General features: G+C 32.2%; 12 protein-coding genes. 6 read left to right on the top strand and 6 right to left on the bottom strand.

Annotated elements, in window-relative coordinates:
• Positions 1-2,414 (top strand): phosphoenolpyruvate carboxylase (locus tag ACVC2P_RS08605; protein ID WP_452598066.1); only part of this gene is annotated, 2,414 nt, incomplete at its 5' end.
• A 76-nt stretch (positions 2,415-2,490) separates the two neighbouring features.
• On the opposite strand, the gene ACVC2P_RS08600 is transcribed toward ACVC2P_RS08605, so the two are convergent.
• The 4 genes from ACVC2P_RS08600 to ACVC2P_RS08585 all read right to left on the bottom strand — a co-directional run bounded on the left by ACVC2P_RS08600 (position 2,491) and on the right by ACVC2P_RS08585 (position 7,676).
• Positions 2,491-2,988: a hypothetical protein gene (locus tag ACVC2P_RS08600; protein WP_452598065.1), complete on the bottom strand. Its 498-nt coding sequence runs from the start codon at positions 2,986-2,988 to the stop codon at positions 2,491-2,493.
• Positions 2,989-3,087: 99 nt separating this feature from the next.
• Complete coding sequence (locus ACVC2P_RS08595) at positions 3,088-4,617, bottom strand: alanine/glycine:cation symporter family protein (protein ID WP_452598064.1); 1,530 nt, start codon at positions 4,615-4,617, stop codon at positions 3,088-3,090.
• A 283-nt stretch (positions 4,618-4,900) separates the two neighbouring features.
• Positions 4,901-6,013, bottom strand: coding sequence for a helix-turn-helix transcriptional regulator (locus tag ACVC2P_RS08590; protein WP_452598063.1), 1,113 nt, complete (start codon positions 6,011-6,013; stop codon positions 4,901-4,903).
• 100 nt (positions 6,014-6,113) lie between these two features.
• Positions 6,114-7,676, bottom strand: coding sequence for a protein adenylyltransferase SelO (locus tag ACVC2P_RS08585; RefSeq protein ID WP_452598062.1), 1,563 nt, complete (start codon positions 7,674-7,676; stop codon positions 6,114-6,116).
• 387 nt (positions 7,677-8,063) lie between these two features.
• Between ACVC2P_RS08585 and ACVC2P_RS08580 the strand changes: the two genes are divergently transcribed.
• The 4 genes from ACVC2P_RS08580 to ACVC2P_RS08565 are packed head-to-tail and all read left to right on the top strand — an operon-like array spanning position 8,064 to position 12,441.
• The gene (locus ACVC2P_RS08580) at positions 8,064-9,029 is read left to right on the top strand and encodes a hypothetical protein (protein ID WP_452598061.1); all 966 of its coding nucleotides are present in this window, start codon (positions 8,064-8,066) and stop codon (positions 9,027-9,029) included.
• Positions 9,030-9,032: 3 nt separating this feature from the next.
• Complete coding sequence (thrC, locus tag ACVC2P_RS08575) at positions 9,033-10,490, top strand: threonine synthase (RefSeq protein WP_452598060.1); 1,458 nt, start codon at positions 9,033-9,035, stop codon at positions 10,488-10,490.
• A gap of 3 nt (positions 10,491-10,493) precedes the next feature.
• On the top strand, positions 10,494-11,435 hold the full coding sequence (locus ACVC2P_RS08570; RefSeq protein ID WP_452598059.1) for a phosphotransferase: 942 nt from the start codon (positions 10,494-10,496) through the stop codon (positions 11,433-11,435).
• A 10-nt stretch (positions 11,436-11,445) separates the two neighbouring features.
• Positions 11,446-12,441, top strand: a complete 996-nt coding sequence (locus ACVC2P_RS08565) for a pyridoxal-phosphate dependent enzyme (protein ID WP_452598058.1) — start codon at positions 11,446-11,448, stop codon at positions 12,439-12,441.
• 413 nt (positions 12,442-12,854) lie between these two features.
• Here the strand turns inward: ACVC2P_RS08565 and ACVC2P_RS08560 are convergent, their stop codons facing one another.
• The gene (locus ACVC2P_RS08560) at positions 12,855-13,739 is read right to left on the bottom strand and encodes a hypothetical protein (protein WP_452598057.1); all 885 of its coding nucleotides are present in this window, start codon (positions 13,737-13,739) and stop codon (positions 12,855-12,857) included.
• Positions 13,740-13,743: 4 nt separating this feature from the next.
• Entirely contained in the window at positions 13,744-14,226 is a 483-nt protein-coding gene (locus tag ACVC2P_RS08555) for a T9SS type A sorting domain-containing protein (RefSeq protein WP_452598056.1), read from the bottom strand.
• 248 nt (positions 14,227-14,474) lie between these two features.
• Here ACVC2P_RS08555 and ACVC2P_RS08550 point away from each other — a divergent pair, with 248 nt between their 5' ends.
• Positions 14,475-16,109, top strand: coding sequence for a tetratricopeptide repeat protein (locus tag ACVC2P_RS08550; protein ID WP_452598055.1), 1,635 nt, complete (start codon positions 14,475-14,477; stop codon positions 16,107-16,109).
• Positions 16,110-16,186: the final 77 nt, after the last annotated feature.

Genomic DNA, 16,186 nt, shown 5'->3' with positions numbered 1-16,186 from the left:
ATCCAGAGGCCATTGTAAATAGTTTTTTCGAAAAATATCAAGCAAGGCGTTCGCCAGAAAGTCGTATTAATTTACTATTCCGTTTTATTCAATACATAGAGCGCCAAGTAGTGTTGTTTGATGCTATAGAAGATGCTGCTTTTCCTGTTATTAATAATATGGATGGTATTGGGACATTACGTAGCTTAAAAGAAACTGTTGTGGCCGACAATAAATTAGAAACGCTTCGCAATTACTTAGAAGCGTTTAAAGTACGTATTGTACTTACCGCTCACCCAACACAGTTTTACCCTGGTTCTGTTTTAGGTATTATTACCGATTTAACGGCAGCTATAAAAGCAAACGATTTATTAAAAATAAACGATTTACTAGCTCAGCTTGGTAAAACACCTTTCTTTAAACATAAAAAGCCAACACCTTTTGACGAAGCCGTAAGTTTAATTTGGTATTTAGAACATGTGTTTTACGATTCCTTCGGAACAATTTACGATTATATACAACAAAATATATTTGATGGTGATACTATAGATAACGATATTATAAATGTAGGGTTTTGGCCCGGAGGAGATAGAGATGGAAACCCATTTGTAACGCCAGAAATTACGTTAAAGGTAGCCAAACGCCTGCACGAAAGTATTATTAAAAACTATTATAGAGACATACGGAGGTTGAAACGAAAGTTAACCTTTCAAGGTGTCGAAGAACGTATTATAGCTTTAGAAACAGAACTTTATAATCTAATTCTAGATAAACCTTCATCTTTAACATTAGAATATTTCATTACAGAGTTACAGACCATAAAACAAGTTGTTATTAAAGAACATCAATCGCTATACGTTTCTGAGCTAACAAGCTTAATCAATAAAATTCATTTATTTGGTTTTCATTTTTCTAATCTAGACATTAGGCAAGACAGTCGTGCTCATAATAATGTATTTAATACTATGGTAAATACATTAGCAGAGCATGGAAGTACTATTTTTCCAGCTAATTATCATGACTTGTCCCCAAAAGAACAAGTTAAATTGTTAGCTAAAATAAAGGGTACTGTAGATTTATCGTTAATACAAGACGAAGACACATTAAAGGCTTTACACACCATGAAAGCCATAAAAACAATACAAGAAACTAATGGTGAACGAGCTGCAAACCGCTATATTATAAGCAATAATCAAACCGCATTAAACGTGATGCAACTATTTGCCATGTTAAAATTAGTTGCTTTTAATAATGACTTAACTGTAGATATTGGGCCTCTTTTTGAAACCATTACAGATCTTGAAAATGCGCATTTGGTTATGGAAGAGTTGTATACCAACCCAGAATATGCAGCACATTTAAAAGCGCGTGGTAATAAACAAACCATTATGCTAGGTTTTAGCGACGGAACTAAAGATGGTGGTTATTTAATGGCAAATTGGGCCATTTATAAAGCCAAAGAACGCTTAACCACTATATCTAGACAATACGATATTACTGTTATTTTCTTTGATGGGCGTGGCGGACCTCCAGCACGTGGTGGTGGAAAAACGCATAATTTTTATGCCTCTTTAGGGCCAACAATTGAAGATAAAGAAGTACAGCTAACCATACAAGGACAAACTATTAGCTCTAACTTTGGCACACCAGATTCGTCTCAATATAATTTAGAACAGCTTATTAGCTCGGGTATAACTAACCGTTTAAACGACTCTAATGCACTCATGTCTCCTGAGAATAGAGACGTTATGAATCATTTAGCTACTTTAAGTTATAGTACCTATTCCGATTTTAAAAATCACCCCAAATTTATTTCTTATTTAGAGCATATGAGTACTCTAAAATATTATGCTAAAACTAATATTGGAAGTCGTCCTTCTAAACGTGGTAAGGCCGAAGGTTTAGTATTCGAAGATTTAAGAGCGATCCCATTTGTTGGGTCTTGGAGCCAATTAAAACAAAATGTACCAGGTTTTTTTGGTGTTGGCACCGCTTTGAAACATTATGAAGACGAAGGTACTTTTGAAAAGGTTAAGCAACTTTATAAAACCTCTAGTTTCTTTAAAACACTTATAGAAAACAGTATGATGTCTTTGTCTAAATCGTTTTTCGATTTAACAAAATATATGAGTGAAGATCCAGAATACGGCGCATTTTGGTCTATTATTTATACAGAATACGAAACCTCAAAACGTCTTATTTTAAAATTGACAGGTTATACCGAGCTAATGCAGGAAGAACCTGCAGGAAAAGCTTCTATTAATGTTCGCGAATCTATTGTATTGCCATTATTAACAATACAACAATTTGCTTTAAAACAAATACAGCAATTAGAAAAAGCAGATAACAAAGATGCTGAGCGCATTGCTATTTACGAGAAATTGGTAACACGATCGTTGTTTGGTAATATTAATGCGAGCCGTAACTCGGCATAAAAATAAAAGAAGCTTTTACAAATTAGTAAAAGCTTCTTCTTTAGTTTTTTTGTTCGAACAATTAATTTTAAAAAGATTAGTCTATGTCTACACCTGGAGCATCGCCAGATACTGTTTCAGTTAAGTCTTCTAACAATTCAAAAGTATAGGTGTTTCCTATTTGGTTTCCTTGGGTATCCATCATTCTTCTAGAAATTAAAAAAGCATAACCAGGACTAGAATTAAATAATCTTGCGCCTTTATATGTAAATACTTGATCTTTACTATTAGACTCTGTTGATTCAGAAATAAGTAAACTTGGCTCTGCAAAGTTTTCTTCTATTTGCGACGTAATTTCTACAGTTACATAAGCGACTACGTTATTAGGGTCATGTATTATAGTGGTAGATGTATACGTATTCTCTTCATCTTCGTTTTTACTAATCTTGGCTGTTTTTAAATAAGGGGTTCCTTCTTTTTTAAATTTAGCACTTGTAGTAGATAATGTATTTAAGTCTGTTGCTTCTATGTTTTCTTTTTCACAACTACAAAAAGTAACAACAAAAACAACTAACAATAATTTAGTAATATTCATTTTAATAGGGTTTTTAATTGGTATTAAGATAAAAGTAAACTGTTTAGAATAAATAATTTTATAATACTTTCTGAAAGTGTACTTCGAACTTCTAAACCATTATCTTATCAACTTTAAATAGCTATTAAGCTCTTCTTTTACTTTACCCTTTAATAAAAATAGACCTATCATGTTAGGAACTAACATAGAGAACACCATAGCGTCGCTAAATAGCGTTACCGAACCTAAAGTAATGGCTGCTCCTAAAACAGTAAACATGCAAAATAGTGTTTTATAGATATATTCGTACTTTTTATTTCTGCCAAATAAATAACTCCATGCTTGATAACCATAATAGGACCATGATATCATAGAGGAAAAGGCAAATAAAATTACCGCCATAGAGAGTACATAAGGAAACCAAGACACACCACTTTCTAATGCAGAAGCAGTTAACAGCACACCTTGCTCATCACTTAAAATGGTTCCTGGAACGATTTGCCCAGTAATTATTAACACTAAGGCTGTCATGGTGCACACGACTACGGTATCTATAAATGGTTCTAAAAGAGCCACTAAACCTTCACTTGCAGGATATTTAGTTTTTACGGCACTATGCGCTATCGATGAACTCCCTATGCCTGCTTCGTTACTAAAGGCTGCTCTTTTAAAGCCTTGTATTAGTACACCAACAAATCCACCTGTTACACCTTCTGGGCTAAATGCCCCATTCCAAATAGCTTTAAAGGCGTTAGGTATTTCGCTAAAATTTAGCCCTAAAATAGTTAATACAGCTAATAAATATATAACTACCATAAAGGGCACCACTTTATCGGTAACATTTGCTATTTTTTTAATGCCTCCTATAATAACAATCCCGACTAACACAGCCATTACTAAACCAAAAATCCAACCTTTTCCATGAATAAAACTTTGTTCTGCTCCTGTAACATGTTCAAATAATTTAAAGGCTTGATTTACCTGAAACATATTACCGCCTCCAAACGATCCACCAATGCACATCACTGCAAATGCAATTGCTAGAATTTTGCCTAGTTTTGGTAAACCTGTTTCTTGTAATCCTTTTTTTAAGTAATACATTGGGCCTCCAAAAATAGTTCCGTCTACGTCTACTTCTCTATACTTTACCCCTAAAGTACATTCTACAAATTTTGAAGCCATGCCTAAAAAGCCAATTAATACCATCCAGAACGTTGCACCAGCACCACCAATAGATAATGCGATGGCAACGCCTGCGATATTTCCTAAACCTACGGTTGCAGATACTGCCGCGGTTAAGGCTTGAAAGTGACTTACTTCACCTTCGCCTTCTACTCTAATAGTATCTGGGTTATCACCACCTACATTAGATACTGATGTTGATGCTGTTACTACACCATCGTCTTCTAAGTCATCGTATTTACCACGCACTACTTGTATGGCTTTAAAAAAACCTCTAAAATTGATGCCTTTAAAGTAAATGGTAAAATAGCTCGCACCTAGAATAAGCACAACTAATACCCAAGGAATACCTACCGTATCGGTAATTGGGATTTCAGCAAATACGGCATCGGTAAACCAACTTGTGGCTGTGCTAAATTGTTCGTTTACTCTGTCGTCGAAAGATTGGGTTTGTTGTAGTAAAAGCATATCGTGATTTTTTTGGCAAATTGTACCAAAAAGGGTTACGACAAAAGGTTACGTACTATTGAAATTAGTAACCAAGTATGGTTAACCATATAGTTACTTGTTTGGTACTAGTTCTAAAAATAAGGCATGGAAAGGCAATGTTAATGCGAGTAATGCCAATAGTTATCAGGATTGTATCGAGAATCAATTTTTAATACAAAACCTTATTCTCGTTACTAATTTTATACATTTTCATTCGTAGAATATACTCGAATTTAGGAATTTATGTAAATCTCCGAAAACTTTACTCCTCTTTTTTAAGTGTAGAAAAATCTAGAAATCCATTTTTTATTGCAAAGTCTATTAATTGTTCTTTTCCTCCGGTACCGCTAATGTTAAGGATTTTTTTTATTTGGTGAATGTGGGTTTGCAAGCCATCTACACTTATATTCATATCACTAGCTAATTCTGAATACGATTTTTTTAAGCCACTATATGCTAGATTGCCTAAAACTTCTTTTTGTCTATCTGACAATTCAATTTTATTAGTATTTTCTATAATACTAATCTCGTTTTTTAAGTGTTTAATTGTATCTAAATGGCTTTCGTTTGCAATACTGTATTGTTCTAATTCTTTTTTAATTTTCGAATTTTCTAATGCTAATGTTTGTGCTAAATTTTGCTGTTCTTCTTTTTCAGATAAAAATTTCCAACTGTATAATAAAATTGAGAATAATAAAATGAATAAAAATTTAAATGAAATTGAAGTTATACTTCCTACTAATGCCCAAAACTCTTGATTTATAAATTCCACTGCTTGATCTTGTGGAATAATACGATGTGATACTGCTATAATTATTAATATAAACAATGTAAATGTTGGCAAATACATAAACTTCATTTGTCTACTAGAAAAGGCTTTATTTAACTCAAATAACAAGGAAATTGCTACAAAAATAGAAATAGGTATATCTATGAGCCATGTAAAATTTGTACTTAACTCATTATTGGTAAACGATGTGGCTAAGAATACAAAAGCTATCATCCCTAACACGCCAGAAAATAACATTATAAACTCTTTTGTGGTAAACCGCTCTACCAATTGCACCCCTAAACCTCTTGGCTTTGAGTGCTCTATTGAAGGCAAAGACAATACTATAAATAGAGAGTTTGCTAATGAGATTAATACTCCCCAATAGATTACAAACTTATTAGAAACTCCCGTAAAATTAGTAAACACTAAATTTCCTAAAGCGCCTATTCCCCATGCGAAAATGGCTAATCCAAACCATTTAATACCTTGAACAGACGTTAGTTCTTTACGCTTTTGAAATTCTTTTACATAAATACGCTGAATAACAATAGATGTTATTATACAAACAATAGCTGTAACCGTGTATTCTACTATATTTAACAAAAGAAAGTTGTTTTAATGCTAAAGATATAGCTTTTTTTGAAAGCCTTATTAGTAAAAAGATTACTCCTTAATCTTTTATTAAATTTAGACTATTCATTTTTTATGAACTACATGACAACATTGAGCAACCTACTTTATGCCTAGCCCATTCTGGACGTTTCGCATACCATTTTTCGTACTCAGGTTGCTCATTATATGGTTTTTTAAGCATCTTAAATAGCTCATCTATTACCTTATAATCTCCTTTATTAGCTGCATCTATTGCTAGCTGTGCCATATAGTTACGTAACACATATTTAGGATTTACTGTATTCATTTTTTTTCTTCTTTCTTCTGTAGTGCTATCGTCTCTATTTAAACGAGAAGCATAATCCTGAAACCAAGCTATCCATTTTTTATTTATATCTATCGAAACACCATCAGGCTCATAAAATGCATCTTTAATAATGTTTACCCCATCTAAAGGTTTTTCAATAGAAAAAAGAGATAAGTTTCTAAAAAAAATGGTCATATCTGTTTCGGTTAACTGAAGTATTTCTTCTAAATTTAAAATTAGATTTCTATCTGTTTTTTCTTCAGAAAACAGCCCCAATTTATTTCGCATCATAGCTAAATATTGCTGCTCTTCTTTTTCTTTATAAGAGTTTAAAATATCTTCTAGCCCTTTAGCCTCTCCAATTATTGGATATAGTGCATTTGCTAATTGATATAAGTTCCAAAAACCGACATCTAGTTGTGCTCCATAACGGTAGCGTTTAAATTGATTATCTGTTGTGTTTGGAGTCCAATTATGGTCGTAACCTTCCAACCAACCATAAGGTCCATAATCTATAGTATGCCCAAGAATAGACATATTATCTGTATTCATTACTCCATGTACAAAACCAACACGCTGCCAATGGATAATTGTTTCTAATGTTTTGTTTAATACTGCTTCAAAAAAGTGTAAATATGTTGTTTTAGATGGTTTGCCAAGCTCTGGATAAAACTGTTTTATGGTATAGTCCACCAATTTTTTTAATGTTTTTACATCTTGTCTCGCCGCAAATATTTGATAACTACCAAAACGCAGAAAACTAGGGGCAACTCTACACACAATAGCTCCTTTTTCGTATTCCGAATTTCCATTATACATAATATCTCGTAAAACCTCATCTCCTGTTAAAGCTAAAGACAAAGCTCTAGTTGTAGGAACTCCCAAATAATGCATGGCTTCACTACATAAATACTCTCTAATTGAAGACCTTAAAACCGCCAAACCATCTGCTCTACGAGAATACGGTGTTTCTCCTGCTCCTTTAAGTTGTAGCATCCAACGTTGATTTTTACATTCAACTTCAGCTAAATTAATAGCACGACCATCTCCTAACTGTCCTGCCCAATTGCCAAATTGATGACCTCCATAACACATAGCAAAAGGGCTGGTGTTTGGTAATATTTTATTTCCTGTAATTATTTTTAAAAATGTTGGAGTACTAGCCTCTTCTTGAGATAAACCTATTGCAGTAAGCATATCTAAAGAAACATGCAATAGTTCTGGTTTTGCTGTTTTCTTAGGTGTAACATAAGAGAAACAGGCTTCTGCAACTTGTCTTCTTGAGTTCTCCTTAATTGGATCTGCTGGCAACTCTTTAATAAATGTATCTACTATATTAAGTTTCATCTTCTGCTAAATCTTATTTATTATTAAACCTTTTATAAGTTTGTAACACTCCTTCTTGAATAATTATCTCTCACAAAATTAAAATGTTTACTAAACAAAAGTAGTTAGTATAATTTCAAAAAACAGAGATATCTTTCTGTAATACATCTGTTTTTATAGTATTTTTAGAACTACACCTCCATATTTTAGTTAAAAACAAATCTGGAATAAAAAATATTAATTGTATATTTATCTCGTCTCACAAACAATAAAATGAGATTCTTTGCTTTCTAACATTAAGGAAGAGAATAGGGAAAGCAATTATATGTTACGGAAATAAAACCGTATACCTTAAATTAGAGCAATACTCTAGATTTAAGGTATACGGTTTTTTTAATTTAAAATAATATGGTACAAATTATTAAAAGAGAAGACATTAACAAAATAATTCCATTAATAGACAGTATTACTCTTATGGAAGATGCTTTTATAAACTATAGTTTAGGCAATGCAGTAATACCACCAGTAGCAGAATTACTGTTTGAAAACCCTCCGGGAGACGTACACATTAAATATGGTTATGTAAAAGCAAACGATTTTTATTGTATAAAAATAGCTTCTGGTTTTTATGAAAACACAAAACTAGGCATTTCCTCTAGCCAAGGGCTAAATTTATTATTCAATCAAAAAACCGGAGAATTATGCGCTATATTATTAGATGGAGGAGATTTAACAAATAGTCGTACCGCTGCTGCAGGAGCATTGGTTGCTAAATATTTTGCACCAAAAAATATAAAAGCGGTTGGTATAATAGGCACAGGTATTCAAGCAAAATTACAATTACAATACCTTCAAAAATACACCCCTTGTAAAACTGTTTGGGTTTGGGGCAGAACCATAGATGCTGTTAAAAAATACAAAAAAGAACTTAGTTCAGAATTTAATATTCATATAGCAGAAAATACTTCAGAACTAGCAAAAAACTGTAATTTAATTATTACAACAACACCTTCTGTAACGCCCTTACTTTTAGCAAAAGATATACAACCTGGTACACATATAACTGCTGTAGGTTCTGACACTTCTGAAAAGAGAGAATTAGAAAGTGAAATATTGAATAAAGCAGACATTGTAATTTCAGACAGTATTCCACAAAGTAAAAGTAGAGGTGAAATATACAGAGCGACTAAGGATGGGATTATTTCTCCAGATAAGGTTATAGAACTAGGGCATGCATTACAAGATGTTTCTAAACAACGTTTAAACGACAATCAAATTACTGTTGCCGATTTAACAGGTGTAGCTGTACAAGATATTGTTATTTCACAATCTGTCTATGAAAATTATATTATAAAAAATAATTCCAAACTGTAAATTATGCTTAAATATATTAGTAATAAAGGAGGTGGAACTCCCGTAGATTTTGAAACTGCCATTCTTGATGGTTTTGCCGTAGATGGCGGATTGTATGTTCCTGAAAAACTCCCTAATATTACAAGGGAACAATTAAAAGCATGGAAAACGTTAGACTATGTAACATTAGCTTTCGAAATTCTTTCTCTTTTTATAGATCGCTCTATTATTTCAGAAACAGAGCTAAAGCAATTACTAAAAGAAGCCTATACGCCATTTGAAAAAAAAGAGGTAATACCTCTATATTCCTTACAGTCCAGAAAGAATACTTTTATCATGGAATTGTTTTATGGGCCTACTATTTCTTTTAAAGATGTTGGTCTTGCCTTTTTAGTAAATATTGTAAACTTCTTCTTAAAAAGGCGTAATGAACACTTAACTCTTATAGTAGCAACCACAGGAGATACTGGACCAGCAACAGCTTTTTTTACCGCCGGTAAAACAAACCTTGATGCCTGGATATTATATCCCAAAGGAAAAATAACAGAGGAGCAAGAGCGACAAATGACAACGCTTCAACATGCAAACATACACCCAGTAGGCGTTTCTAACTGCCCAGATGGAGGGGATGATTTAGACCTTCTAATAAGTAATTTATATGCTAATAAACGTTTTAAAGACAAGTTAAAACTATCTAGTGTAAACTCAATTAACTGGGGACGCATTATGATGCAAACAGTACATTACTTCTACGGCTATCTGCAAGTAGTAGATTATATTGGAGAGCCTGTAAATATGGCTGTTCCTTCTGGTGGGTTTGGTAATTTATGTGCTGGATCTTTAGCTCGCGAGATGGGACTGCCAATACAATATTTAGTAAGTGCTAATAATAAAAATGCTTGTTTACATCGCATATTTTCTGAAGGAGTATTCTCTAAACAACCTATTTTCGAAACAGTATCTTCAGCAATAGATATTCTTATCCCTATTAATTTTTGGAGGTATTTATATTTTGTTATTGGTAAAGATTCTAAAAAAATAAAATTATGGATGCATCAATTTAAAGGCACAGGAATCGTAAAATTTGATAAAGAAACATTTTTTAAATACACCCAAAATTTCTTATCAAATAGTGCTACAGATGAAGATACCATTGCTTTAATAGAAGAAATTTATACTAAAGAGAACTACCTATTAGATCCTCATGGCGCTGTTGCATTGGCCGCAACAGATACTCTAAAAGCAAGGTTAGGAGATACAAAATTAATATGTTTAGCAACGGCGCACCCTGCAAAATTTCCTGAGATTATTAAAGAGGCATTACAAATTGAAGACCTACCAAAACAGGCGTTACACCATTCTATAGAAGCAGAAAAAAGAAGGTGCCAAAAAGTGCATTTGTGTGACTATGTTCATTTAGAAGAAGCTGTAGTTCATGCTATGGAGACAAATTGGGATCTAACTAAAGGTATAAATAGATAAAAAATGACTCAGTATACAACTTTAAAACACCAAGATATTAATTCAATTTTAGCCTTATATAATAATGACATTGTAAAATCTTACGTAATATTAAGTGGAGGTTCAGAAAACACAAACTATTTAGTAACAACTAATAACTCTAAATTTGTGCTTACGGTTTGCGAGCATAAATCATTAAAAGCCGCAATTGAATTAACAAAACTATTAAACCATTTAGCCAATCATAACTTTTCTACCTCTAAAGTTTTATCGTCAATTAAAAATAAACCTATAATAACATGGAATAATAAACCCGTAATGCTTAAAGAGTATATAGAAGGTAAAATTATGAAAAATTTACCATCTCATTTACTTGAATCTATTGGTAAAACCCTTGCAGAATTACATCAAATAAAAGCCCCAAACTATGTCTCTAATGTAATTAGCTATGGCAAAGAAAAATTTAGAGAGGTTGCCGCTTACGATTCTAAATCTACATTTAGGAAATGGTTAGAGGAGATACATAAATATGTTCTTAAAAAAACACCCAAAGCCTTACCAAAAGCATTAATACATAGCGATCTTTTCTATAACAATGTAATTATTAACAACAGCGAGTCTCAAGCAACTATAATGGACTTTGAAGAAGCTAGTTATTACTACCGTGTTTTTGATATAGGGATGGCAATTGTGGGGCTTTGTAGTGAAAACGCTATACTAGATTTACAAAAAGCACAGTGTATACTAAAAGGTTATCAAGACAAAAACAAATTAAAATACACCGAAACTAATAGTTTAAAAGTCTTTACAGTATATGCTGCCGCTGCTACAGCTTTTTGGAGACATAAGCACTTTCGTGTAGATGAGCCAGATTCTAAAAAACTAAATCATTATTTAGAAATGAAGAATTTAGCAGATTATATTAAACACTTACCAGACGATTGTTTTACTATAACCAGCACCTAGATAACAAATTATGCCACAATTTAAAGATATTACACTCGACAAAATATACCAAGCACAAGAACGCATCGCTCCTATAATAAACCAAACTCCGTTACTAAAATCAGCACCACTTTCTTCTAAATTAAACAAATCTGTTTTTCTAAAATTAGAAAACTTACAACCTACTGGTGCTTTTAAATTACGTGGCGCAGCTAACGCTATTTTAAGTCTTTCTAATAAAGAAAGAAAACGAGGAGTGGTTACTATGTCTACTGGCAACCATGGTAAAGCAATTGCTTATGTAGGAAAACAACTTGGAATAAAAACCGTTATTTGTATTTCGGAATTAGTGCCTAGTGTAAAAATTAAAGCAATGGAAGCCTTAGGTGCAAAAGTTGTTATCTCTGGAACAAACCAAGAGGAAGCAACCAATAATGCATTGAAAATACAACAAAATAAAGGACTCCGTTATATTTCTGCTTTTGATGATCCTGACATAATTGCTGGACAAGCCACTACAACATTAGAAATATTAAAACAACAACCACAAACCGATACTTTAATAGTTCCTGTTAGTGGTGGCGGATTAATGAGCGGTATGGCATTTGCCGCTAAAACTATTAACCCGAATATAAAAACAATTGGAGTAACAAATGATACAGAACCAGCTATTTATACAAGTATAAAAGCAGGCCATATTGTTCAAGTTAAAGAATTTAAAAGTTTGGCAGATGCTCTTCCTGGTCCTATTGCAGAAGATAATAAATATACTTTCGAAATGTGCAAAACCTATGTTGATGCTATTTTATTAATTTCTGAAAAACAAATAGCACAAGCCATGACTCATGCACTTCTTAAAGAAAAACAGGTTTTAGAAGGCGGTGGTGCAGCTACTATAGCACTTTTATTAGATAAAAGAATTCCTGATTTTATTGGGCAACATATAGCAGCTGTTTGCTCTGGAAATAGTGTAGATATGGAGGTTTTGTTGTCTATTATTAAAAAGTATAAAGATGAAATAAATTAATACTAAAGGCACTCTCATAGCATATAACTACAAAAAGACCTCAATTAATTTAATCAAAACTCACTTTTTAAGTTAACAAATATAACCGATGCCACGATTGTGGATAACATTGTGGACGAAACAAAATATATAGAGGCTAGTAGCTAAGGTAATAGTACACAACTTTTATAAAGGCTCTTTTTTTTTAAAACATTACACAAACATTTATAAGTCTAGACCAGACCATAACTGTAGGACGAACTAATTATAACGGTATTGGTTGCGCAATTCCTACTTATAAATAAAATCGCCTTATTTGGTTGTACTGTATAAAAGATAAAGCCTTTTAAATTATTTAAAAGGCTTTATCATCTCTAAAATATTCCATTTAAAATTAAAATAGAATTTTATCTATGAATAACTGTTGAAATATTCTATTGGTTTCTATTGTAAAACTCAAAAGAAATAGAAGCACTTATGCTACCCCAAGACAGGTATAGTGTATTTGGAGAATCTTGGAATAAACTCACATCAAACACTTCTCCAGCCGTTACAGGAATATATTGCGACGTGTAATTAAATCCATATTTACTATTAAAAGACTGGTACATAGCATACCCATTATTAGACAACGTAAATGGCGAACCGTCTTTATTAAATAAAATACTAGACTTACTTTCGTCTGGTGTACCTTCGTAAATAATAGAAGAATATATTTTTATATGTGTTACTCCTGCAGGAATTGTAATTTCAGTATTATTAGTACCTCCTAAACTTGAAGCATAATTATCTGAAACACCTAACCATCTTAATTTAGTAAGCGTATTACTTGGTATTTCATTATTTGGATTTGGATTTGGTGTTCCTTGGTTTTTTGCACGTACCGCTCCTAAATAGGTAAATGTATTTTTTGCACGTCCACTCTCTTTAGCATATAAAGCATACGGAACACTTAACAATTGGCTAATACCTGTAATAGTGTACGAACTACCTCCATTTACATCGGTTTCTGTTTTTACATAATACGTTCCGCTGCTCCAATCTATTGTGTTAAATATACCCGAAACCACTGTTCCTGTTCCAATTTCTATACTAACTAAACCATTAGCATTCGTTGTTGGTGTTTGTGTCTCTGTATAAACACTTGGTCCATTAGTAAAACCTTGTATAATACTAATTTGCATCCCTACAGTTTGGTTGGTAATTAACGCATCTGAAGCGTTTCTTACAACAGCCTGATAGCTCATTTTCTCAGGAGATTGCGCATATAAACCGAATGTAATTAGTATAGCGAATAATAAAGTAATGTTTTTTTTCATAGTATTAATTTTTGATGATTTTGAATGTTTTAATAGTTTTTTGATTTCTGAATACAGTCATGAAATAAGTAGTAGCTGGTAGATAATCCATTTGAATTATTGTGTTACTCGTTACCAACTTTTCTGTAGTTATTAATTTCCCCGTTATATCTATAATTTGAAAGCTAAGCTCAGAAACATTTGTGTCCTTTAAACGCAAGTTTAAATAATCCGTTGTAGGGTTAGGAAAAATAGAAGCTTCTAATAAAATTGCTGTATTATCAACACTTAAAGTTTCAGAAATTTCGAAGGATTGCTGTACACCTTGAGTAATAGTTCCATTTGAACCTGTGTAAGTATTGTACGTTAATTGCCCTACCGAATAACTAACACTACCACCACTACCTGTTGCCACTTCCCCAGAAGCATTTATAGATTCCTGGGCAGAAAGGAAACCAATTCCAAAAAGGAAGCAGATGGTAATTAAGCCCGTTTTTTTGACTTTCATAAATTAATTAATTTTAATTATTGTTATTTTACATCGTTTTAAGTAGTTACACATTAAAATGCTCTTAACACCTCTTGGGCAACTATTTTATTGTGTCGCAAAAGTAGTTTGACAAGGCTATTTCTCAACAATTACACATACGCATTAGATACGTAGCAACTAATTATAGGGTACGCAATAGTTACGCATGCGCAGCTTATTTAGCAGTAATCTATTATTTTTTATACCAAAGCCCTTACATTAGCAATATGAAGTTAAAACACCTTCTCATATTTTTTAACCTATGGCTTGTAGTTAGTATTAACACTATAACAGCTCAATCTAATGCACAAGAAGTTGCAGCTATTATCGACACAATTAAGTCCTTAGAAAACGAACCATTAAAGCGTGCAGAGTATGTTTCTAAAATTGATCATTTATACATAGAAATTTATTCTCCTCAATTTTACACCTACGTAAAAAGAGAATTTGATGCTGCTAGTACAATAGAAGATCTAGATGTAAAATTTGACATATATCATTTAATGGAAGCTATCTATTATGCATTTAGCGATTATGATAGCGCAGCAACGATTGCGTACGATTTATTAAAAATTGCGCAACAAACAAAAAAACCAGAACACCTCTATTTTGCATACTCTTCTATAGCTGCAGACGAAGAGCAATTAGGAAGCACCTACAAAGCCCTAGAGTTTTTATTACAGGCAAATGAATATACGGCGCATGACGAGTCGCTAAGAGCGAAATCGAACATAGAATTGTCTTATATCTTTATGGATTTAGATAATTATAAAGAAGCTTATAAATACATTTTAAAAGGTATTGATATTGCTACAAAAGAAAACAATACGTTACAATTAATGTATGCCTACTCCACTATGGGGGAGTATTATTACCAAACCGAAAACTACAACCAAGCATTATTATTTATTGCTAAAGCAGATTCTATTGCAGAAATAGATAAAGAGTTAGCAACCTCACGTGATATTATGGAAAATAGTATGACTGCAGGAGCTATTTATATTGAAAAAAATGAGCCTATAAAAGCTAAACACTACTTAAATAAGGCAATGGCTTTAGCAAACCAAGCTAACGATTTGGAAACAACATCGCTTATTTATTCGTTTTTAAGCAAGCTAGAAGAACACAAGAAAAACTATATACAAAGTTTAGAATATTATAAACAATATACAGAACTTAACGACTCTATTTTTAACGAAACATCAAGCAAACAATTAAACGCACTAAAAATAACTTACGAATTAGAGAAAAAAAACTTAGAAATTGTAACTGCTAAAAAAAATGAAGAGTACTCTAAAAAACAAAGCTGGTTAGTTATCTCTATTGGCATTGTATTTATAGGCGCTTTAATATTATTATTACTTTATTCTAAATCGAAACTAAAAGCTTCAAAAATAGCTACAGAGTTAAACGATAAAAAGAATAAAATTAATAAGATTGAAATTAAAAATCTAGAGTTCGAAGTACAATTGAAAAATAAAGAACTCGCAGACTTATTTCTACACCAATACGAAAAAGCACAACTACTAACCAATGTTATTGATAATATAGACCGTTCTAATGACGAATTAAAAACTAATTTACAGGAACAATTAAATAAAAATGAAGATTGGACAAACTTTAAGCTTCATTTTGATAAAGTACACGAAGGATTCTTTAAAAAACTAAACGAAGTTGCGCCAAACCTTACCTCTAAAGACATTCGCTATTGCGCTTACATTCGTATGAATTTAACTTCTAAAGAAATTGCAATCATGCTTGGTATCTCTCACAGAACTGTACAAGGCATTAGAGGTCGTGTTAGAAAAAAATTAAACCTAGACTCTAAAGACGATTTAGTCTTGTATTTAATGAATTTATAGAGGATATCTATTACTTATTATGCTTTATGTAAAAGCTCCTAAAAAAATAAAAAAGCCTTTCAATTATTTGAAAGGCT

This window comes from Pontimicrobium sp. MEBiC01747, from assembly GCF_053601635.1.
The sequence above is the reverse complement of the archived record's forward strand: the minus strand, read 5'-3'. Positions and strand labels throughout refer to the sequence as shown.